The 21,301-nt window shown below is 40.3% G+C and carries 14 protein-coding genes, 21 tRNA genes and 3 rRNA genes; 6 read left to right on the plus strand and 32 right to left on the minus strand.

Annotated features, from left to right (window positions below):
- Positions 1-15 precede the first annotated feature (15 nt).
- The 25 genes from ABM34_RS04565 to ABM34_RS04685 form a co-directional block, all read right to left on the minus strand.
- Positions 16-89, minus strand: a tRNA-Met gene (locus tag ABM34_RS04565).
- Positions 90-114: 25 nt separating this feature from the next.
- Positions 115-204, minus strand: a tRNA-Ser gene (locus ABM34_RS04570).
- Between the two features lie 50 nt (positions 205-254).
- Positions 255-326, minus strand: a tRNA-Glu gene (locus ABM34_RS04575).
- A gap of 7 nt (positions 327-333) precedes the next feature.
- Positions 334-421, minus strand: a tRNA-Ser gene (locus tag ABM34_RS04580).
- A gap of 8 nt (positions 422-429) precedes the next feature.
- Positions 430-504: transfer RNA gene (locus tag ABM34_RS04585), tRNA-Ile, on the minus strand.
- A 14-nt stretch (positions 505-518) separates the two neighbouring features.
- Positions 519-589 (minus strand) — tRNA-Gly (locus ABM34_RS04590).
- 11 nt (positions 590-600) lie between these two features.
- Positions 601-673 (minus strand) — tRNA-Phe (locus ABM34_RS04595).
- A 5-nt stretch (positions 674-678) separates the two neighbouring features.
- Positions 679-752 (minus strand) — tRNA-Asp (locus ABM34_RS04600).
- Between the two features lie 19 nt (positions 753-771).
- Positions 772-845, minus strand: a tRNA-Met gene (locus tag ABM34_RS04605).
- A 42-nt stretch (positions 846-887) separates the two neighbouring features.
- Positions 888-961: transfer RNA gene (locus ABM34_RS04610), tRNA-Ile, on the minus strand.
- Between the two features lie 8 nt (positions 962-969).
- A tRNA-Met gene (locus ABM34_RS04615) sits at positions 970-1,043 on the minus strand.
- A 30-nt stretch (positions 1,044-1,073) separates the two neighbouring features.
- Positions 1,074-1,147: transfer RNA gene (locus tag ABM34_RS04620), tRNA-Pro, on the minus strand.
- Positions 1,148-1,158: 11 nt separating this feature from the next.
- Positions 1,159-1,232 (minus strand) — tRNA-Arg (locus tag ABM34_RS04625).
- A gap of 13 nt (positions 1,233-1,245) precedes the next feature.
- Positions 1,246-1,331 (minus strand) — tRNA-Leu (locus tag ABM34_RS04630).
- 14 nt (positions 1,332-1,345) lie between these two features.
- Positions 1,346-1,417, minus strand: a tRNA-Gly gene (locus ABM34_RS04635).
- A 4-nt stretch (positions 1,418-1,421) separates the two neighbouring features.
- Positions 1,422-1,494 (minus strand) — tRNA-Thr (locus ABM34_RS04640).
- A gap of 62 nt (positions 1,495-1,556) precedes the next feature.
- Positions 1,557-1,639 (minus strand) — tRNA-Leu (locus ABM34_RS04645).
- A gap of 18 nt (positions 1,640-1,657) precedes the next feature.
- Positions 1,658-1,730: transfer RNA gene (locus ABM34_RS04650), tRNA-Lys, on the minus strand.
- Positions 1,731-1,738: 8 nt separating this feature from the next.
- Positions 1,739-1,811: transfer RNA gene (locus ABM34_RS04655), tRNA-Val, on the minus strand.
- A 15-nt stretch (positions 1,812-1,826) separates the two neighbouring features.
- A 5S ribosomal RNA gene (gene rrf / locus ABM34_RS04660) occupies positions 1,827-1,943 on the minus strand.
- 70 nt (positions 1,944-2,013) lie between these two features.
- A 23S ribosomal RNA gene (locus ABM34_RS04665) occupies positions 2,014-4,932 on the minus strand.
- Positions 4,933-5,084: 152 nt separating this feature from the next.
- Positions 5,085-5,157 (minus strand) — tRNA-Ala (locus ABM34_RS04670).
- Positions 5,158-5,184: 27 nt separating this feature from the next.
- Positions 5,185-5,259, minus strand: a tRNA-Ile gene (locus ABM34_RS04675).
- Positions 5,260-5,344: 85 nt separating this feature from the next.
- Positions 5,345-6,918 (minus strand): 16S ribosomal RNA (locus ABM34_RS04680).
- The 16S, 23S and 5S rRNA genes sit together here with 21 tRNA genes alongside, the layout of an rRNA operon.
- A gap of 451 nt (positions 6,919-7,369) precedes the next feature.
- Positions 7,370-7,735 carry a CvfD/Ygs/GSP13 family RNA-binding post-transcriptional regulator gene (locus ABM34_RS04685; protein WP_048703803.1) on the minus strand — a complete coding sequence of 122 codons (366 nt, stop codon included), beginning with the start codon at positions 7,733-7,735 and terminating at the stop codon, positions 7,370-7,372.
- Between the two features lie 79 nt (positions 7,736-7,814).
- Here ABM34_RS04685 and ABM34_RS04690 point away from each other — a divergent pair, with 79 nt between their 5' ends.
- Both ABM34_RS04690 and ABM34_RS04695 read left to right on the plus strand, forming a co-directional pair.
- Positions 7,815-8,804, plus strand: a complete 990-nt coding sequence (locus tag ABM34_RS04690) for an NAD(P)/FAD-dependent oxidoreductase (RefSeq protein ID WP_048703806.1) — start codon at positions 7,815-7,817, stop codon at positions 8,802-8,804.
- Positions 8,805-8,903: 99 nt separating this feature from the next.
- Complete coding sequence (locus ABM34_RS04695) at positions 8,904-9,548, plus strand: DedA family protein (protein WP_048706365.1); 645 nt, start codon at positions 8,904-8,906, stop codon at positions 9,546-9,548.
- A 40-nt stretch (positions 9,549-9,588) separates the two neighbouring features.
- Here the strand turns inward: ABM34_RS04695 and ABM34_RS04700 are convergent, their stop codons facing one another.
- The 6 genes from ABM34_RS04700 to ABM34_RS04725 are packed head-to-tail and all read right to left on the minus strand — an operon-like array spanning position 9,589 to position 13,935.
- On the minus strand, positions 9,589-10,188 hold the full coding sequence (locus ABM34_RS04700) for a TIGR01906 family membrane protein (protein ID WP_048703809.1): 600 nt from the start codon (positions 10,186-10,188) through the stop codon (positions 9,589-9,591).
- Positions 10,181-10,960, minus strand: a complete 780-nt coding sequence (locus tag ABM34_RS04705) for a TIGR01457 family HAD-type hydrolase (protein WP_048703811.1) — start codon at positions 10,958-10,960, stop codon at positions 10,181-10,183. The genes ABM34_RS04700 and ABM34_RS04705 overlap by 8 nt, the downstream gene beginning before the upstream one ends.
- 7 nt (positions 10,961-10,967) lie before the next feature.
- A complete protein-coding gene (locus ABM34_RS04710) occupies positions 10,968-11,603 on the minus strand; it encodes a YutD family protein (RefSeq protein ID WP_048703813.1) in 636 nt (211 codons plus the stop codon).
- A gap of 9 nt (positions 11,604-11,612) precedes the next feature.
- On the minus strand, positions 11,613-12,983 hold the full coding sequence (locus ABM34_RS04715; RefSeq protein WP_048703816.1) for a bifunctional metallophosphatase/5'-nucleotidase: 1,371 nt from the start codon (positions 12,981-12,983) through the stop codon (positions 11,613-11,615).
- Between the two features lie 7 nt (positions 12,984-12,990).
- On the minus strand, positions 12,991-13,602 hold the full coding sequence (locus ABM34_RS04720) for a metallophosphoesterase (protein WP_048703819.1): 612 nt from the start codon (positions 13,600-13,602) through the stop codon (positions 12,991-12,993).
- Between the two features lie 9 nt (positions 13,603-13,611).
- A complete protein-coding gene (locus tag ABM34_RS04725) occupies positions 13,612-13,935 on the minus strand; it encodes a hypothetical protein (protein ID WP_048703820.1) in 324 nt (107 codons plus the stop codon).
- Between the two features lie 65 nt (positions 13,936-14,000).
- Here ABM34_RS04725 and ABM34_RS04730 point away from each other — a divergent pair, with 65 nt between their 5' ends.
- The 4 genes from ABM34_RS04730 to ABM34_RS04745 all read left to right on the plus strand — a co-directional run bounded on the left by ABM34_RS04730 (position 14,001) and on the right by ABM34_RS04745 (position 20,135).
- A complete protein-coding gene (locus tag ABM34_RS04730; RefSeq protein WP_048703823.1) occupies positions 14,001-15,431 on the plus strand; it encodes a glycerophosphodiester phosphodiesterase in 1,431 nt (476 codons plus the stop codon).
- A gap of 64 nt (positions 15,432-15,495) precedes the next feature.
- Positions 15,496-16,884 carry a dipeptidase PepV gene (gene pepV / locus ABM34_RS04735; protein ID WP_048703825.1) on the plus strand — a complete coding sequence of 463 codons (1,389 nt, stop codon included), beginning with the start codon at positions 15,496-15,498 and terminating at the stop codon, positions 16,882-16,884.
- Between the two features lie 113 nt (positions 16,885-16,997).
- Entirely contained in the window at positions 16,998-19,736 is a 2,739-nt protein-coding gene (locus tag ABM34_RS04740) for a transglycosylase domain-containing protein (protein WP_048703827.1), read from the plus strand.
- A 102-nt stretch (positions 19,737-19,838) separates the two neighbouring features.
- Entirely contained in the window at positions 19,839-20,135 is a 297-nt protein-coding gene (locus ABM34_RS04745; RefSeq protein ID WP_048703830.1) for a hypothetical protein, read from the plus strand.
- Between the two features lie 34 nt (positions 20,136-20,169).
- Here ABM34_RS04745 and ccpA read toward each other — a convergent pair whose 3' ends face one another.
- Positions 20,170-21,189: a catabolite control protein A gene (ccpA, locus tag ABM34_RS04750; protein ID WP_048703832.1), complete on the minus strand. Its 1,020-nt coding sequence runs from the start codon at positions 21,187-21,189 to the stop codon at positions 20,170-20,172.
- Between the last annotated feature and the right edge of the window lie 112 nt (positions 21,190-21,301).

A 21,301-nucleotide genomic window follows, 5' to 3' on the forward strand; every position in this document is an offset into this window, starting at 1 on the left:
AATATTTAAAACCAATTGCGGGAGCAGGATTTGAACCTACGACCTTTGGGTTATGAGCCCAACGAGCTACCAGACTGCTCCATCCCGCGATAATAAAAAACTATTTAATTTGTAAGGAGGATGTGGGATTCGAACCCACGCGCCGTTTTCACGACCTGACGGTTTTCAAGACCGTTCCCTTAAGCCGGACTTGGGTAATCCTCCATGCTTAAAAATTAAAAACTATATGACCAATATTGATACCTAAGTATCAATGACCCGTACGGGATTTGAACCCATGTTACCGCCGTGAAAGGGCGGTGTCTTAACCACTTGACCAACGGGTCATATAAACGGAGAAGGAGGGATTTGAACCCTCGCGCCGCGTAAACGACCTACACCCTTAGCAGGGGCGCCTCTTCAGCCACTTGAGTACTTCTCCAAATTTAGTGGGCCTAAATGGACTCGAACCATCGACCTCACGCTTATCAGGCGTGCGCTCTAAACCAGCTGAGCTATAGGCCCATAACAAGTGGCAAAGCGGGTGACGAGAATCGGACTCGCGACTACAGCTTGGAAGGCTGTCGTTTTACCACTAAACTACACCCGCATTACAGTACATGGCGCGGGACGGAATCGAACCGCCGACACATGGAGCTTCAATCCATTGCTCTACCAACTGAGCTACCGAGCCAATTACGGTCCCTGCGGGAATCGAACCCGCGATCTCCTGCGTGACAGGCAGGCGTCCTAACCAACTAGACCAAGGAACCATATTAATATAAAAAACAATTGCGGGAGCAGGATTTGAACCTACGACCTTCGGGTTATGAGCCCGACGAGCTACCAGACTGCTCCATCCCGCGATAATATTATAAGAAAAGTATTTCAAGACCTTTAGTCCTGTATGGACCTTGTAGGATTCGAACCTACGACCGAACGGTTATGAGCCGTTTGCTCTAACCAGCTGAGCTAAAGGTCCGGAATAAATAGCGGCGGAGGGGATCGAACCCCCGACCTCCCGGGTATGAACCGGACGCTCTAGCCAGCTGAGCTACACCGCCAAAAAACTGGCAATCTAATAATGATTGCAATCGGGAAGACAGGATTCGAACCTGCGACCCCCTGGTCCCAAACCAGGTGCTCTACCAAGCTGAGCCACTTCCCGAATAAAACTAATGCACCCAGTAGGAGTCGAACCTACAACCTTCTGATTCGTAGTCAGACACTCTATCCAATTGCGCTATGGGTGCATATTCACTATAATGCCGAGGACCGGAATCGAACCGGTACGGTAATCACTTACCGCAGGATTTTAAGTCCTGTGCGTCTGCCAGTTCCGCCACCCCGGCATAATTATAGTGAAAGCGGAAGACGGGATTCGAACCCGCGACCCCCACCATGGCAAGGTGATGTTCTACCACTGAACTACTTCCGCAAAATGCCGACTAGAAGATTCGAACTTCCGACCCCCTGTTTACAAGACAGATGCTCTGCCAACTGAGCTAAGTCGGCATAATTGTTATAATTATGCAATATATTAAGTTTTAAAACATTCGCAACACCATTGATTGCAATACGGGTGAAAGGACTTGAACCTTCATGTCCAAAGGACACTAGAACCTAAATCTAGCGCGTCTGCCAATTCCGCCACACCCGCATGGGTATTTGTTGCAAATGAGTCGTGACAGGTTCGAACTGTCGACCCTCTGATTAAAAGTCAGATGCTCTACCGACTGAGCTAACGACTCAATATGGATGGAGGATACAGGGATCGAACCTGTGACCTCCTGCTTGTAAGGCAGATGCTCTCCCAGCTGAGCTAATCCTCCATATTAAAAAACAAAGCGTGGCAACTACCTATCCTCGCGGGCAGTTTCCCACCAACTACTTTCGGCGTTAAGAAGCTTAACTTCTGTGTTCGGCATGGGAACAGGTGTATCCTTCTTGCTATCGCCACCACACTTCGTTTCCTCGTACCTTCAAAACTAGATATTAATCATAATGAATTCTTCACACTTCAAACTACGTGACGCGGTTAAGTCCTCGATCTATTAGTACTGCTCAGCTCCAAGTATCACTACTCTTCCACCCGCAGCCTATCTACGTCATATTCTTTAACGGATCTTACTTCCTTAACGGAATGGGAAATCTCATCTTGAGGGGGGCTTCACACTTAGATGCTTTCAGCGTTTATCCCGTCCATACGTAGCTACCCAGCGATGCTCTTGGCAGAACAACTGGTACACCAGAGGTATGTCCATCCCGGTCCTCTCGTACTAAGGACAGCTCCTCTCAAATTTCCTACGCCCGCGACGGATAGGGACCGAACTGTCTCACGACGTTCTGAACCCAGCTCGCGTACCGCTTTAATGGGCGAACAGCCCAACCCTTGGGACCGACTACAGCCCCAGGATGCGATGAGCCGACATCGAGGTGCCAAACCTCCCCGTCGATGTGAACTCTTGGGGGAGATAAGCCTGTTATCCCCAGGGTAGCTTTTATCCGTTGAGCGATGGCCCTTCCATTCGGTACCACCGGATCACTAACTCCGACTTTCGTCCCTGCTCGACTTGTCAGTCTCGCAGTCAAGCTCTCTTATACGTTTACACTCTACGAATGATTTCCAACCATTCTGAGAGAACCTTTGAGCGCCTCCGTTACTTTTTAGGAGGCGACCGCCCCAGTCAAACTGCCCACCAGACACTGTCCCTCGCCGCGATTATCGGCGTAGGTTAGAGTTTTCATATAACAAGGGTAGTATCCCACCAATGCCTCCATCGAAACTAGCGTTCCGATCTCTACGGCTCCTACCTATCCTGTACATGTCACACAAAAACTCAATATCAAGCTACAGTAAAGCTCCATGGGGTCTTTCCGTCCTGTCGCGGGTAACCCGCATCTTCACGGGTATTATAATTTCACCGAGTCTCTCGTTGAGACAGTGCCCAAATCATTACGCCTTTCGTGCGGGTCGGAACTTACCCGACAAGGAATTTCGCTACCTTAGGACCGTTATAGTTACGGCCGCCGTTTACTGGGGCTTCAATTCTCAGCTTCGCATAAATGCTAACTGATCCTCTTAACCTTCCAGCACCGGGCAGGCGTCAGCCCATATACGTCATCTTACGATTTAGCATAGACCTGTGTTTTTGATAAACAGTTGTTTGGGCCTATTCACTGCGGCTGGCTGTTGCACCAGCACCCCTTCTCCCGAAGTTACGGGGTCATTTTGCCGAGTTCCTTAACGAGAGTTCACTCGCTGACCTTAGGATTCTCTCCTCGACTACCTGTGTCGGTTTGCGGTACGGGTAGTTTATTTCTAACTAGAAACTTTTCTCGGCAGTGTGAGTTACTGTGCTTCGCTACTTAAATTTCGCTCCTCATCACAACTTGTCCTTATAGTTACAAGCATTTGACTCGTATCAAGACTTGTTGCTTGAACACACTTTTCCAGCTGTGTGCACACATCATCCTCCTGCGTCCTTCCATCGTTCAAACAAAATAAACTAGTACAGGAATCTCAACCTGTTTTCCATCGATTACACCTCTCGGTCTCATCTTAGGTCCCGACTAACCCTGGGAGGACGAGCCTTCCCCAGGAAACCTTAGTCTTTCGGCCGATCAGATTCTCACTGATCTTTCGCTACTCATACCGGCATTCTCACTTCTAAGAACTCCACTGCTCCTCACGGTACAGCTTCAATGCTCTTACAACGCTCTCCTACCACGTATCTTACGATACATCCACAGTTTCGGTATCATGCTTAGCCCCGGTACATTTTCGGCGCAGAATCACTCGACTAGTGAGCTATTACGCACTCTTTGAATGAATGGCTGCTTCTAAGCCAACATCCTAGTTGTCTGTGCATTTCCACATCCTTTTCCACTTAGCATGAATTTTGGGACCTTAACTGGTGATCTGGGCTGTTTCCCTTTCGACGATGGATCTTATCACTCACCGTCTGACTCCCGGGTATAGATCTATGGCATTCGGAGTTTATCTGAATTCAGTAACCCAAGACGGGCCCCTAGTCCAAACAGTGCTCTACCTCCACGATCCTTTTCCCCGAGGCTAACCCTAAAGCTATTTCGGAGAGAACCAGCTATCTCCAAGTTCGTTTGGAATTTCACCGCTACCCACACCTCATCCCAGCATTTTTCAACATACATGGGTTCGGTCCTCCAATGCGTTTTACCGCATCTTCAACCTGGACATGGGTAGGTCACTTGGTTTCGGGTCTACATCTACATACTTAGTCGCCCTATTCAGACTCGCTTTCGCTACGGCTCCGTATCTTCTACTTAACCTTGCATGCAAACGTAACTCGCCGGTTCATTCTACAAAAGGCACGCCATCACCCATTAACGGGCTTTGACTACTTGTAGGCACACGGTTTCAGGATCTATTTCACTCCCCTTCCGGGGTTCTTTTCACCTTTCCCTCACGGTACTGGTTCACTATCGGTCACTAGGGAGTATTTAGCCTTGGGAGATGGTCCTCCCAGATTCCGACGGGGTTTCTCGTGTCCCGCCGTACTCAGGATACAGTCTAGAGTGGATCCGATTTCGCTTACGAGGCTTTCACTCTCTTTGGCTCAGCTTTCCAACTGATTCTGCTATCTTTTCCTTTTTTCTCATGTCGACTGTCCTACAACCCCAAAGAGCAAGCTCTCTGGTTTGGGCTGTTCCCGTTTCGCTCGCCGCTACTCAGGGAATCGATTTTTCTTTATATTCCTGCAACTACTTAGATGTTTCAGTTCATTGCGTCTTCCTCTTAAAAGCTATGTATTCACTTTTAAGTAATCATCCATTACGATGATTGGGTTCCCCCATTCGGAAATCCACGGATCATAGATTACTTACATCTCCCCGTGGCGTATCGTCGTTAGTTACGTCCTTCTTCGGCTCCTAGTGCCTAGGCATCCACCGTGCGCCCTTTATAACTTAACCTAAATTACAAAGGTAATTCTTATTTCTTTTTTGGCGGAATTGCTTCCGCCCGCAGTTTTCGGTGTTTCTTTAATTCATTATTTCTTAATATCCAGTTTTCAAGGTACGAGTGTCTCTCTAGAGTCATACTATGTATTTCCCTAAAGCGACTATGGAGGTTAACGGGATCGAACCGATGACCTCCTGCTTGCAAAGCAGGTGCTCTCCCAGCTGAGCTAAACCCCCGTGGTGCTTTATTATATTCTACTTTTATGGGCCTAAATGGACTTGAACCATCGACCTCACGCTTATCAGGCGTGCGCTCTAAACCAGCTGAGCTATAGGCCCAATAAGCCTGATCGAGAGTAGACCTCTCAAAACTAAACAAAGTTTTAACTTGTGTATTCCGTGGTACCTAAGTACCTATCCTTAGAAAGGAGGTGATCCAGCCGCAGGTTCTCCTACGGCTACCTTGTTACGACTTCACCCTAATCATTTGTCCCACCTTAGACGGCTAGCTCCTAAAAGGTTACCCCACCGGCTTTGGGTGTTACAAACTCTCATGGTGTGACGGGCGGTGTGTACAAGGCCCGGGAACGTATTCACCGCGGCATGCTGATCCGCGATTACTAGCGATTCCAGCTTCATGTAGGCGAGTTGCAGCCTACAATCCGAACTGAGATCGGTTTTAAGTGATTTGCTTGCCCTCGCGAGTTCGCAACACGTTGTACCGACCATTGTAGCACGTGTGTAGCCCAGGTCATAAGGGGCATGATGATTTGACGTCGTCCCCACCTTCCTCCGGTTTGTCACCGGCAGTCTCACCAGAGTGCCCAACTTAATGCTGGCAACTGATAATAAGGGTTGCGCTCGTTGCGGGACTTAACCCAACATCTCACGACACGAGCTGACGACAACCATGCACCACCTGTATTCTTGTCCCCGAAGGGAAAAACTAATCTCTTAGTGTTTCAAGATATGTCAAGACCTGGTAAGGTTCTTCGCGTTGCTTCGAATTAAACCACATGCTCCACCGCTTGTGCGGGCCCCCGTCAATTCCTTTGAGTTTCAACCTTGCGGTCGTACTCCCCAGGCGGAGTGCTTAATGCGTTAGCTGCAGCACTGAAGGGCGGAAACCCTCCAACACTTAGCACTCATCGTTTACGGCGTGGACTACCAGGGTATCTAATCCTGTTTGCTACCCACGCTTTCGAGCCTCAGCGTCAGTTACAGACCAGAGAGCCGCCTTCGCCACTGGTGTTCTTCCATATATCTACGCATTCCACCGCTACACATGGAGTTCCACTCTCCTCTTCTGCACTCAAGTTTACCGGTTTCCGATGCACTTCCTCGGTTGAGCCGAGGGCTTTCACATCAGACCTAATAAACCGCCTGCACTCGCTTTACGCCCAATAAATCCGGATAACGCTTGCCACCTACGTATTACCGCGGCTGCTGGCACGTAGTTAGCCGTGGCTTTCTGGTTGAATACCGTCAATACATGAACAGTTACTCTCACGCATGTTCTTCTTCAACAACAGAGTTTTACGATCCGAAAACCTTCTTCACTCACGCGGCGTTGCTCCATCAGACTTTCGTCCATTGTGGAAGATTCCCTACTGCTGCCTCCCGTAGGAGTTTGGGCCGTGTCTCAGTCCCAATGTGGCCGATTACCCTCTCAGGTCGGCTACGTATCATCGTCTTGGTGAGCCGTTACCTCACCAACTAACTAATACGCCGCGGGTCCATCCTAAAGCGATAGCAGAACCATCTTTCAAACAATAACCATGTGGAAATTGTTGTTATGCGGTATTAGCACCTGTTTCCAGATGTTATCCCCCACTTTAGGGCAGGTTACCCACGTGTTACTCACCCATCCGCCGCTCACTCAAATGTAAAATCACTCAGGTGCAAGCACCTTCATTCATTTACCAGAGTTCGCTCGACTTGCATGTATTAGGCACGCCGCCAGCGTTCATCCTGAGCCAGGATCAAACTCTCATATTTTGATTGTTTGTGACTCATTTGTTATTAATTATTATTACTAACGAACTGACTTCGTTATAATTGTTTCTTTGACCTTATATAATAAGGCCTACACAATTAGCGTTAAAACTTTGTTCAGTTTTCAAAGGTCTACTTCTTGTTAATCGCATTTGCTCTTAACAAGCGACTTAATTATTTTATCATGATATCAACTCAATGTCAACATCTTTTTAAAATAATTTATTCAAGCTCCTGATGAATTAATTCATCTTTCGCTGTCGTTACTCGTTAAAGCAACTTAATTATCTTATCGAATCATCAACCTCATGTCAACAACTTTTTAAAATAATTTTTCATCCGCTTAGCTCGCCAAGGCTTGCTACGCTTGATGTGATTGCTCTCTCGTGACAACAAATAATATCTTACCAATACAGTTAAAAGCATGCAACCCTTTTTTTGAAAAAATATGATTTTATTTTCCAGAGCCTATTCGATCCATTGCATCGTCAACCCAACTTTGTTTAACCTTAGCTATAGAACTGTACCCTATCTCATTTTTGTAGTTGGTCCAGAAGTGCTTATGCAATATTGGTCTACCAAGTTTTCGATTCTGTAATGCCCTTAATGATAAACTAACCTTTCCGTTATATTCATCAATATCCATTACAACTACTTTTACCTTGTCTCCAATTTTGTACTCATCTGCAATACCTGTTACAAATCCATTCTTTAATTCTGATATGTGAACTAAGCCTTGAATACCATTATCCAGACTAACAAATACTCCATATGGCTGAATACCTGAAACTTTTCCTGAAAGCTTATCTCCTATTTTCAATTGCTATCTCCTTTATCTTTTACTACTATTTGTGTCACAATGTTATATATTAATTCAAAAGAAAATGGTGACATATAATATGGACAACAAAATTTACGACATTTCAATTATTGGAGGAGGCCCCGCGGGTATGTTTGCTTCCTACTATGCATCCCTCCGCAAATTAGATGTTGCACTCATAGAGAGTTTACCTAATTTAGGTGGTCAACCGCAAACATTATATGCGCAAAAGAACATTTATGATGTGGCCGGATTTCCAAAGATCTCTGGCGCACAACTAGTAGATCAACTAGCTGAACAAATGAACGCTTTTCCTTGCGACCAATACTTAAGTACTTCGGTAACAGACATCAAACGTGAAGATGATCTTTGGATTCTGTCTACTAATAAGGAAACAATCAAAACTCACGCAATTATCATCGCCATCGGTAATGGTGCATTCAAGCCAAGAAAGCTAACATTTGATTATGACCCTTCTATAGAAGAAAACAATCTTTCTTACTTTGTTAATGACATGGAAGAATTTAAGAATAAAGATGTAGCCGTTGCTGGTGGTGGAGATGCTGCCGTTGACTGGGCCATTAATTTAAATCAGTTATCTTCTAGCACTTCATTAATACACCGTCGTAATAAATATCGTGCCATGGAATCTAGTGTTGAAAATTTGAATGCTTCCACAGTTGAGCAACTAAGCCCTTATATTATCAAAGATGTGACTTTTAATTCCGATGTTCATAGTAAGATAGATATACTATTGAAGAAAATTAAGTCTGACGACGAAAAAACCATTACGGTGGATAAACTTTTGGTCAACTACGGTTTCATTTCCGATTCTAAGATCTTAAGGGACTGGAATCTGGATCTTGAAGGTCCATTTATCAAAGTTGATCAACAAATGGAAACTAATCTTCCTAATGTATTCGCTATTGGAGACATTTCTACTTATCCTGGAAAGCTTCAATTAATGGCAACTGCATTTTCTGAGGGTCCGATGGCGGTTACCCGTGCACTAAGAAATATTTATCCTGATAAAGACTACTTCCAGCACAGTACGTCACTGTTTAATTAAATTCTTTCAAAAATAGACCTGGATTTAAAGTTATTTTAAGGTAACCTGTTATAATTAAGATTAATTTGAAAAAATGGAGTTGATTGATTGAGCTACGTAATGGGTCTGGTTGATTTTATTCTGCATATTGATCACCATATGGTGAATATTGTGAATAACTTCGGTCTTTGGACATATCTTATATTGTTCCTAATAATATTTATCGAAACCGGGGTTGTTATATTGCCTTTCCTTCCTGGTGACTCGCTAATATTCGCCGCTATGGCATTAGCTGCAAATCCTAGCTACGGCCTTTCGCCTTGGATATTGTTCTTCGTATTCTTGGTCGCAGCCGTTCTGGGTGATTCACTTAACTACGAAATTGGAGAACATTTCGGTGAATTCGCGACGCAGAACAAATATCTCAGCAAACTAATAAATAAAGAGCATTTAGATGAAGCTCATGCATTCTTCCAGAAACATGGTGGTAAAACTATCGCCATTGGACGTTTCATCCCACTAATTAGAACTTTCGTTCCATTCGTTGCCGGATCAGGTACGATGCATTATGGAAGATTTCTTAAGTTCAATCTACTTGGAGGATTCCTCTGGGTGCTCTTGTGTTCACTAGCTGGATTTTTATTTGGTAACATACCAGCTGTACAAGAACATTTCTCAATGATTATTATTGGAATCGTTATTGTTTCACTTATTCCAATTTTAGTAACGGCACTTCGTAATCGCAAAAAGAAATCAGTAGAATAAAAAAATAAGATTGCCAATGGATTTTGATCCAGTGACAATCTTATTTTTTTTGCTTAAATTTGTAAAAGCTTAATCCTTCAAATAGTAAGAAGAACAGTGCGAAACATTGAACGAAGAACTCATCCGGTAATACATCGATAATTGGATCAAGTGATGGATCAAATAACCAATCGTTGTTTCTAAATAGAATTTTGTGGAATACTACAAAGAATCCATCAAAATCAATTGCCATTAATGCAACTAAAACTATTCCAAAGATTGTGATGTATAGAAAAGTTTTATTGAAATGCGCACGTCTCTTTCGTCTGAAAAACACATAAATTCCAGACAATATGAAAACGGTGAAATTTAACATGAACAAGTTTTTACAATCTGAAAAGTGTGCACGACCATTTACAGATGAACGAAAATCATCTAAATGAAAATCACCACTAAATGGATTCAGTAAATAGTTCATCATCTGATTATAATTATGCATCAGTTTACTGGCACCCATATTGGCCTCTTGATCGAGAAAATAGTGGTGGATATCAAACTTAAAAATTGCGTAGCTTGCAATAATTGTAACTGTTATGGAAAAAGTGAAGATAAATAGTGCCAAGACAAATGTATAAAATGCATCCTTTTGACTATTAGACATCCCAATCAGTCAAACTTTCAACTTGATAAGTGGGTTTTCTCGTCTCTTTATCGATGTCAGCATGCGTACTTACACCTGTGTAAACCAATAGACTATCTAGCCCAGCATTTAACGCACATTTGATATCAGTGTTGTAATTGTCTCCGACCATTATTGCTGATTTTGGATCAAAGCCCTTCATATCAGCAGCAAAATCGACGATATCAGCTTCTGGTTTTCCAATGTACTTGGCTTTATGCTGGACAGCAGTCTCCACTAAAGAAATTACTGAACCCGCACCTGGAACTAATCCACGCTCATTTGGCAAATTAGTATCTGCATTTGTTCCTATAAAGAATGCACCGCGCTTAATGGCCAAAGTAGCCATTTCAAATTTATGATAAGTAACATCATAATCTAGACCAACAATTACGACATCTGGATTTACTTCATCCAATTTAATACCAGTTCCAAAAATAGCTGATTTCAATCCAAACTCACCAATTACATATGCACTGTGATTGGAAACATCATCTTCAAACATATTTTCAACATATCCTGCAGTCGCAAGTGAAGGTGTAATGACTTGATCTGCGGTCGCAGTGATTTGATGATTGTTCATTAGATTATCTGCGACTTGTTGTGGAGTCTTAGTTGAATTATTAGTTAAAAAATAATATTGAATATTCTTCGCATTCAGGCGGTTAACAAAGTCTTGAGCTTCAGGGATTTTTTCTTTTCCTCGATACATAGTTCCATCAAGGTCAATTAAGTAGGTTTGGTAATTAGTCATTATTCTCTCACTTATCTATTTTTCTAATTTTAAAGGTACGTGCTCCAGACTTTGTACTGTTACTCTTTGCACGAGGGTTTCTTGGTTTTCTATTATTTGTTGACTTGTTAGTAGTCTTCGCAGTTTCTGTTTTACGTTTGCGAATATGAGGCTTTGCCTTTTCATCCTTTTTTCCATGATTATTCTTTTTGTGTGAATTGGCATGATTATTAGTAGGACGATGATTTTTACCATTCGAATTGTTAGAATGTTGATTATTTCGTGCAGTCTTTGGTTGTTGGTGATGGCGCTTTGGCTTAGTCATCGGCAACTTATCAACTCTTTCGAGTATGAAATAAGCACATCCAAAGTTACAGTATTCAATCAAATAGTCTTCAAGATGTGAAATTTTGTTATCAAGATTACTCTCAATTCGCTTATCGATAAAGAATCCCTTAAAACGTAACTGATCATATCCCCAGTCTCCGACTATGTAGTCATATTTGTCGAGAACATTATTATATCTTTCTTCTATTTTATCTTTATCAAAACCACCATCGTGGTTTTCAATCAATTTATATTTAGTATCGTTAATAACAACTAAGTCATCTTCAAGCATAATTACATCTGCTTGTTTGGTGACTTTTGCTTCTGTTTCCTCCAAGTGATCACCTCAAATTGGATATTTCTTTCTTAAATAATCTCCAAAAACATTTCTGATGAATTTGGGATACATTATTTGATTATCCCCAACAATTTCAATTGTTGGGAAAAATGGTACAAACAAATAGTGATCCAATAGCGCAATCTTATATTGTTTGTCCATTTCTAATTGATCTCCATTAATGTAAACATTTCTTTTACCGTCGACTGTTATGCCACGGTAAACTAGTTCGCCAAATATTTTACCACGAAATCCCATTCCTTTTTGTAAATGTCGACGTAAGAAGGCACGATTTTTTTCCATTTCCATGACTAAACGCCAAACATTATCTCCAGATAAAGTGGTTTTCATGACGTGAATTGCGTGTGGCAAAGCTTCGTGTAAATCTTTTTCAGTAACTTCACCTTTTGGCAAATCATGCAAAAATAGTCCGGAACTTAATACAGCGGCATCTGCTCCTGCATATTCCTGAGTTGCTTTCAAAGCTTCTTGAATGAATGGATGTTCCGATTCTAAATTAGTACTGAGTGTGTTTGGAATTTTGGCTACCTTTTCAGCCTCCAAAATTTCATTACCGGTATTTAATTGACCAGCAATCCACTTCTGATCTTTTTTCTTTTCCTTCAAATCGGCAGTAGCCGTTGTATAGGCAGACTTCTCAACAACCTTTCCATTGTCATCAAGTTTCAAATCAATCGTACCAATATTTTGACCCCACTTTCCAGCGGCAGTCAACAGCACTCCATTATCCATTTCACCTTTTGGAAAAAGATGATGGGTGTGCGCACCAAGAATGACGTCAATTTCTGGATATTGCTTAGCTATTAAACGATCCATGGAGACACCCAAATGTGATAATAAAATAATTACATCAGATTGTAAGTCTTTCATCTTCTGTAAAACTTTTGGCAATTCATTTTGAATCAAGCGGATATCCCAGTGCATTAGCGGGTATGTCAAAATATATGGTGCCGTGAAACCTATAATACCAATCTTGGTGCCCTTCTTAGTAGTTATTTGTTTGTATTCGTCCGCAAATTCAGCTAGTTTTCCATCTTTCTCGTACAAGTTTCCCAATATCACTGGAAAATTAGCTTTGTCATACAGGTGATTAAGTTGGTCGTGACTATTACCTAAGCCCTCATTGTTTCCAATTGTGGCAGCATCATAGTGTTGCTCATTCATCCACTTAATATTTGCTTGACCGTCGGTTGCCTCTGTCAGAGGATGAGCACGATCTTCGGCATCCCCAATATCAAACAAGAAAAACTCGTCGGCTGTTGAATTCTTTCGCGACTTCTTAATAAAACGAGATAATTTTGGAAAATTTTCAAAATGTGAATGTAAATCATTCGTATGGACAATTTTTATAGTTTCCACGAAATCCCTACCCTCTTTGTTGATTTGCTAAGTCAACTTTCTTTTTTTCATACATTTCAATAATTTCTTCTCCACGTAATGGTGAACCCCATGGCAAATCTTCACTTAAGTATTCACGTTCAGGGGCGTCTACACCAACGTTTATATTCTCTGGAACCGGCACGCTATAATGGTGAATATGGCCGTGCAAATTCAGAATCTGTTGAACTCTTCCTAATAACATAGGATAATGCGTACAATAAAATTGCATGTGATCAAACTTTAATAACGCTCCGACGTCCTCAAATCGGAAACGTGGAATGCCATCTGACATAATTTCATTTTTCTTTTCAAGATATTTAAACAACGAACGGTAATCATGATTACCTTTAATCAAAATCATGTGACCCTTCAATTGTTTTAACATATCATACGTTTCTTCATCTGTTGGTGTATCTTGTGGACGCATTGAGATGTCACCTAAGTGATAAATTGTATCATTATCATCAACTCGCGCATTCCAAGCGTCAATCATAGCTTGGTTCATAGCATCCCCATCTTTAAAATGTCGTGGTGCAAAATCATTTGGCTCTAAAAGTTGATAGTGGTAGAAGTGTGTATCTGATATAAAGTAATTCATTTTCCCCGATTAATCTTCTTTCGAAATAATTTTGTTAGCTTTCAAAATATCCTCAAATGCATCTCGAATGGGGCCCTCAGGCTTCTCATATTCAACCCATTCTTTTAACTCCATTGGTGGAACTGTATAATTCTTGTTAACATAGTCTTCATATATTCCAACCGCATGTGAATGTGGGATATTTAGCTTCAAGATTCGTACTTCTTTAATCATGCCAAGTTCGGCGGCTTTTTCAGCACGCCCATTCATCAAAACATTGGCAATCTCATAATAAGTTGTACCATCGTTTCTTGTAATTTGTTCGATCAAATTTAATGATTGTTCATTATCCATTCTCAATCCACCTCGGTAAGTTATATTATTAAGTTTATAGCATTTATTTAATTTAGGAGCTTTTTATGTATTCAAAAAAATTTATTTCTATAAAAATTGCACTTGCTTTTATTATATTCATCTTTTCAAGTGGTTTCTCAGTCATTGGACACCGTGGTGATCCAGTAAAAGCTCCAGAAGAAACGTTCCAAAGTTTTGATACGGCTTTTAACGAAGGAGCAGATTACGTTGAGCTGGACTTACATGTTTCTAAGGATAACGTGTTGGTAATCTCACATGATCGTAACCTTGAGCGAATCACAGGTGTCCCTGCAATTGTTTCTCAACAAAACTTTTCCTATCTAAGTAGCTTACATCAAAAAAACGGAGAACCTGTACATAGTTTAGACGAACTCTTTGCTCACTACAAAGATAATCCTAACGCTAAGTTTCTTTTGGAAACAAAGAAAACGAAAAAAGGCAGTCCTAAGAATATGGAAGAACTGATGCAAGCTAGCATTGAAAAGTACCACATGCAAGATCGCATAATGTTCCATTCCTTCTCCGCCGAAAGCTTGAAAAAGCTTTCTGAACTAATGCCTAGTGTCCCTCGGATTTTCATTGCGGGGACCATCAAACGAGTAAATTTTGACGTACTTTCATATGTGACTGGTGTCAACCTTTCATCAAATATTGTCACTCCAGATATTATTAACGACATGCATTACATGCACAAGTCAATTTACGTTTGGGATGAGATGAACGAAAGTCCCAGCAAGTGGAATACTTTGGTTAACATGCCAATAGATGGTGTTGTGACTAACTTCCCTGCTACTGGGAATGAATATCGTAATTTGAAGAACGAATCAAAAGAAACCAATTACGATCAAAATACTTACTACTTTGGTTTGAAAGAACTCCCTATTTATGAGAACCCCTATAAACTTATCAAAACAAAAAAACACGTTAATCCTCTAGATGGATACCACGTAACCAACATCATTAATTTCCAAGGTAAGCGGTACGTTCAGTTGGGTGAAAACGCTTTTGCTAATGCTGACGGATTTAACTCTGACGCTGAACTTGCTCAATTAAGACCATATTTTGGCGCAAGTGTAATCTACCGCGGACAGCAACCAGACAATTTTATTTATCGTGATCCACAAGATTCAGACAGTATTATCGGTAGAATGCCTACCAATAAGTCCGAGAAAATAGAAAATATTCAAAAATTCGGTTCTGAAACTTGGTTAAAGGTTAACGAAGGATGGATTAATGCTAAGTATGTATTAATTCAACTTAATCCAGATCCAACATTTGGCAATAATAGCAAAAAGAGCTATCTTGATTTACCAAGCAACCAGCGTTTTCAAAATGTTGACCTGCTACAAAACTTTTATTACATCAAACGCAATAACAAAGAAAAATTTATTCATACAGATTTGTTCAATCAGTTTAATCATCTGCCCTTTGTCAGAAATTCAAAATCAGACAATAATTCGATGAATAAAATTTAGAATAATTAGCAATACATTTACTGCTTTGGTAAAATAAACGAAATTCCATTCGGAGGTTAGTATTATGTCAATAGATTGGGAAAAAGAAGTAGCACATCGATCAGATGAGCTCTTAAATGATTTATCTGAATTACTTAGCATCGACAGTTCAAGGGATGTTGAACACAAAACAAATGATTATCCACTCGGACCCGGTCCAGCAAAGGCACTACAAACATTTTTACATTTCGCAGAACGTGACAATTTTAAAAATAAGAACGTTGATAATTTAGCAGGAAGAATTGAGCTAGGTGAAAGTGATGATCCAATCGCAATACTTGCCCATGTCGATGTAGTTCCTGAAGGTCCAGGTTGGGAAACTGACGCTTTTGAACCAACTGTTAAAGGTAGAAACTTATACGCCCGTGGTACATCAGACGACAAAGGACCCGCAATCGCCGCATACTACGCTTTAAAAATCATCAAAGAACTCAAACTTCCAGTTAGTAAATCAGTGCACATGATTCTTGGTACCGACGAAGAGAGCGAATGGGTCGGTATGAATCATTATATGGAAAAAGAAACTATGCCCGAGACTGGATTTTCTCCTGATGCTGAATTTCCGGTTATCAATGGTGAAAAAGGTATTGTTTCGTTCGACATCCAATTTCCGAAATCAGCCAACGGAATTGTGAAAGAATTTGACAGTGGCTTACGCGCTAACATGGTTCCTCAACATGCAACTGCTGTAATCGAGTCAGCTGATAATTTAAATAACTTATTCAATGATTTCTTGAAAGACAATCCTGACATTACAGGTGAGATTTCAATGAATTCCAACAAGTATTCAATTAAAGTCGTTGGAAAAGGCTCACACGCTATGGAACCATACAATGGTGTGAATGCCGCGACGTACTTAGCTAAGTTCATTTCAACTCTAGAATTAAATAACGCTGAGAAAACTTATTTTGAATTTATTTCAGACAAACTTTTCTTAGACCATTATGGAAAATCATTATCAATCAACAATCATGATGATGTTATGGGTGATTTAACAATTTCACCTGACATTTTGAAATTTGATGCTGATAATGCAAGCATCCTATTAAACATCCGTTATCCAAAGGGTGACACTGGAGATACACTTACAGAAAAAATTAATGCATCACTTCCTTCAGAAGTCACAGCAAAGATAGATGGACATAATCAATTGCCACACTTTGTGGATGCTAATGATCCATTAGTACAATCATTAATGGCTGCCTATCAATCTCACACTGACGACACAAAATCAGAGCCCTTCACTGTTGGTGGTGGAACTTATGGACGTATTTTGAAAAATGGTGTTGCCTTTGGTGCAATGTTCCCTGGTGATGAGAATGTTATGCATCAAGCAAATGAGTACATCAATTTAGATAAATTATTAAAGGCAACTGCCATTTATGCAGACGCAATTTACAGACTTATAAAATAACTATCAATTGTTTCGTGAAGTTTAAAATTCACGGAACTTTTTTGTTTTTGAGCGTATAATGATTTTTTATTATATAATTAGGACATGTAACTTTTTAAAGGGGTTTATCTAACTTGAAAAATTTATGGAATAGTATTGTCAACAGCATAAAGGGAATTAAGAGCTGGTCTGATTTTGCTACAAAGGCAAACCTTACGATTGAAGTTATTCGTAGGATTGTTTTATACATTATCGCAGGACTCTTCGTTATGCTAAGTTTGGCAATTGGACTGGGATTTGGTTACGTTTCAGCATTAACTAACCAAGTTGAAGTACCTAATAAACAAGAAATGCGTTCACAACTAAAGGATGTTAACAATTCAACTTCACTTTACTTCGCAAACGATGAGAAAGTTGAAGACTTGCAAAAGACCTTGGTTGGTAATCGTGTTCAATTATCACAAATGTCACCCTATTTGAAAAAAGCCATTGTCGCAACTGAAGATAGTGATTTTTACAAACATTCTGGTGTTGAACCTAAGTCAGTGTTCAGAGCTGTTCTGTCTGACGTCACTGGTATTGGTGCCCAAACTGGTGGTTCAACGTTGACTCAACAAACTGTTAAAATGCAATTACTTTCATCTGAAACCACTTGGAAACGTAAAGCTGTAGAGATTTTTCTAGCTATGCGTGTTGATAAGTATTTCTCAAAAGATGAAATTCTTGAAGACTACTTAAATGCCGTTACCCTTGGTAAAAATAATAAAGGGCAAAATATCCAAGGTGTTCAGGCAGCTGCTAAGGGATTATTCGGTAAAAACGCCGCTGATCTTAATTTAGCTGAGTCTGCTTTCATCGCTGGTTTGCCTCAAAGTCCATCTGTGTATACGCCTTATGATAATCACGGTAAAATCATGAGTGACACGAGCCTTGGTATGAAACGTAAAAACGTTGTTTTATATCGTATGCTGCGTGATAAAAAGATTACCCAATCAGAATATGATGAAGCTAAATCATATGATTTGAAGAATGATCTTTTGAAACCAGTAAAGGCCCCAACTCACAAAATTAAATATGGATATGTTTATAACTTATTAACTCAACAAGCTCAAACTATCATCGTCAAACGTTTAGCTAAGAATGACGGAATAGCTTATAAAGATCTCAAGAAAGACAAGAACCTTTACAACAAGTATGCCCTTCAAGCTGACACTGAATTACATAATAAAAACTATCGTATCGACAGTACTATTGATAAAAGCTTGTACAGACAAATGAACGCACAAGTTCAAAGTTTCCAAGACAATTTAGGGACTACGCACAGTGGTTCCGGTGTTGACCCTGCTACTGGTAAAACTGTTAAGGTTTCTGAACCAGTTCAAAATGGTTCTGTCTTGCTTGATAATAAGACTGGTCAAGTACTTGCCTTCGTTGGTGGTGTTAACTTCAAGAAGTCACAGCTTAACCATGCATTCTCAACCAACCGTTCTCCTGGTTCATCGATCAAACCGCTTATCACATTTGCTCCGGCAATAGAAAATGGACTGATTGGCTCACAAACGCAACTTGCCGATTTCAAGACGAAATTTGCCAAGTATGCACCTACTGATTACGGTGAAACAATTCAAAACCGTTTCATATCTGCTCGTGAGACTCTAGAAGAATCATATAATATCCCTTCTGTTAACTTGTACAACTACATTAGACAACAAGGTGTTAGTTCCAAGAAATACATGTCTAAGATGGGAATTCATTTAACAGACAGTGAGTACAACCAATTAGGTATTACCTTAGGTGGTACTGATCAAGGTGTCACTGTTCTTGAACAAGCAAGTGCCTTCTCGACTTTTGCTAATAAAGGACAACACGTTAATCCTTATGTTGTAAGTAAGATTACTGATCCAACTGGAAAAGTTCTTTACCAACACAAACACACAAAGAAGAAAGTCTTCAGTAAACAAACTTCATATATCATTCAAAATATGTTACATGGCGTTGTTACTAAAGGTACTGCTTCTGCCCTATCCTATGAATCAAACTTCAGTACTAAGAACCTCTTTGGTAAAACTGGTACATCAAACAACTACCGTGATAATTGGTTCCTTGGAAGTACTGACGGTGTAACACTTGCTTCATGGATTGGTTACGATAATTTCTATCATGATAACTTTAACCTCTCAAGTAATTCTACTGATATTAATCAGGAACTATGGTCGCGTATGGCGAACGCGGTCTACAAAGAGAATCCAGGTGTAATGAACGTTCACAAGAAATTCAATCGCCCAGATGGCGTTCAATCGTATAAAGTTGATAAAGAAACTGGTACGAATACTGGTACCATCGAATACAATGGTATGACTTCAAAGGTCAATCAACATACTACACAATCGCTCTACTACAAGGGTAGTCCTAAGAATTTGACTTATGATAACTTTGCCATTGGTGGTAAAGCTAAGAATTACAAGCTATTCTGGAATAACTACTTCGGTCGTGACAACGGCTATGGTGTAGTCAAGAGACTTAATGGTAGTTCTAAGTCAGCTAGTGAGATTGCTTCTGAAAATGGTAGTGGAAGAACTTCTGGATTTAGTAACAGTGCTAATGACAGTGATTCATCTGATGTAACTACGACAACAGGATCAACCACTACTGGTGGTTCAAGAAATTCAAATAATTCAACCACGGCAAACGGTAACAGTGAAACTGGTACTGGTTCAGGTGCTGGGGCTGGAGCTGGAACAGGCTCCGGTTCAAGCGTCGGTGGTGGATCTTCCACTGGTGAAACTGGTGGTGCCGGCGGAGGTACCACAGGTGAAACTGGTGGAGCTACTGGCGGCGGTGCCGCTGGTGGTGGCATTCTCGGTGGAGAATAATTTGTAGAAATTAATAACAGGTCACACCTCAACGGTATGACCTGTTTTTTTGTTGGATACTATATGATAAGATGATAAAGTTAGATTTTAAGGAGATAAATTATGTACTTTAGTCCAATATTTTTACAAACATCATTATTTACTGTAGCAATCATCTTAATATTATTCATGGTATTAATCACAATCTATAAACAACGTCATCAATTAAAACTATGGGACAAGTCTATGACATTAGCCTCAGTTGTCCTGCTAAATACAATTTATTCGATACTGACATATTATTTCAACCTTCCTTATGAATTAAATGCAGTTGTCACTGGTGGACTCACATTAGTTGCATTTGGCTATGTAGTTGTCATCATTTGGGAATTTATAAAACGCAAAAAAATAAACGGCTAATCCTAATTGGATTAACCGTTTTTTTGATTGAACACTATTTTGTAGATTCACGTTTAACGATACTGTATGGTAACTTGATTGTATTTTGATCAATTTGTTCTTGATTCATCATCTTAGTCAAAAGACGCATTGCAACCGCACCAATATCATAAAGTGGCTCTTCAATTGAACTTAGTTTTGGACGTGTAACTTCACATAACACTGTGTTGTTACTTGTAAATATTTCAAAGTCTTCTGGAACCTTCACACCAGACTTCATAGCTGAGTTCAAAATACCTGCAGCTAATAGATCTTCTGTAACATAAGCAGCTGTTGCACCACTATTCTTAACAGCATCCCAGATTGCTTCCCCGGCACGAACTGAGTATTCTGCTTCAAAGACTAAATTGGATGAAAAATTGATATGAGCTTTCTTTAAGGCTTTCTTGTAACCATCAAGTCTGAATTTACCATCGATAGGGTTTTCTAAACTACCACCTACGAAAGCAACCTTCTTATGTCCATTTTGAATAAGTTGACTAACGGAATTGTAAACTGCATCGGTAAAATCAATATTTACACTAGCTGTCTCGTTGTTACGATCAACTGATCCTGCAAGGACGATAGGAGTTTTTGAACTTCCAAGTGTACGTTTAAGTTTCTTTGAAAGTTGCTTACCCATGTAAATCAAACCATCAACTTGCTTTGAAAGTAAGTTGTTCAAAATTTGTTCCTCATCACCAATTGACTCTTGTAAACTAGTCAAAATGATGTTGTATTTGTACATTGAGGCAACGTCATCAATACCCTTTGCAAGTGATGCAAAGTACAAGTCAGTGATATCTGGTAATATAACACCGATAGTAGTACTCTTCTTACTTGCCAAACCACGGGCGACAGCATTTGGACGATAGTTTAATCTATCAATAACCTCAAGTACACGTTTTCTTGTTTCTTCTTTGACGTTAGCATTCCCATTAACAACACGAGAAATGGTGGCCATTGAAACATTTGCCGCTTCAGCAACGTCGTAAATAGTTACCACTTTTTTTCCATAAATAATACACTCTTTCATTTTTCCATTTTTGTCATACCTAATTTATCAAACTATAAGGTAATTTGCAAGCGTTTACGAGGTTAATCTGACTTGTTTTCATATTTTTTCAATAAGAAAACTATTTTCAGTG

It is taken from the genome of Companilactobacillus ginsenosidimutans (genome assembly GCF_001050475.1).
In the GTDB taxonomy this organism is placed as follows: Bacteria; Bacillota; Bacilli; order Lactobacillales; family Lactobacillaceae; genus Companilactobacillus; species Companilactobacillus ginsenosidimutans.

Bases quoted from the DNA above. Each gene is read 5' to 3' on its own strand.
- ABM34_RS04690 (WP_048703806.1), top strand. From the start codon at position 7,815: ATGGACAACAAAATTTACGACATTTCAATTATTGGAGGAGGCCCCGCG.
- ABM34_RS04695 (WP_048706365.1), top strand. From the start codon at position 8,904: ATGGGTCTGGTTGATTTTATTCTGCATATTGATCACCATATGGTGAAT.
- ABM34_RS04700 (WP_048703809.1), bottom strand. From the start codon at position 10,188: ATGTCTAATAGTCAAAAGGATGCATTTTATACATTTGTCTTGGCACTA.
- ABM34_RS04705 (WP_048703811.1), bottom strand. From the start codon at position 10,960: ATGACTAATTACCAAACCTACTTAATTGACCTTGATGGAACTATGTAT.
- ABM34_RS04720 (WP_048703819.1), bottom strand. From the start codon at position 13,602: ATGAATTACTTTATATCAGATACACACTTCTACCACTATCAACTTTTA.
- ABM34_RS04725 (WP_048703820.1), bottom strand. From the start codon at position 13,935: ATGGATAATGAACAATCATTAAATTTGATCGAACAAATTACAAGAAAC.
- ABM34_RS04730 (WP_048703823.1), top strand. From the start codon at position 14,001: ATGTATTCAAAAAAATTTATTTCTATAAAAATTGCACTTGCTTTTATT.
- pepV (WP_048703825.1), top strand. From the start codon at position 15,496: ATGTCAATAGATTGGGAAAAAGAAGTAGCACATCGATCAGATGAGCTC.
- ABM34_RS04745 (WP_048703830.1), top strand. From the start codon at position 19,839: ATGTACTTTAGTCCAATATTTTTACAAACATCATTATTTACTGTAGCA.
- ccpA (WP_048703832.1), bottom strand. From the start codon at position 21,189: ATGAAAGAGTGTATTATTTATGGAAAAAAAGTGGTAACTATTTACGAC.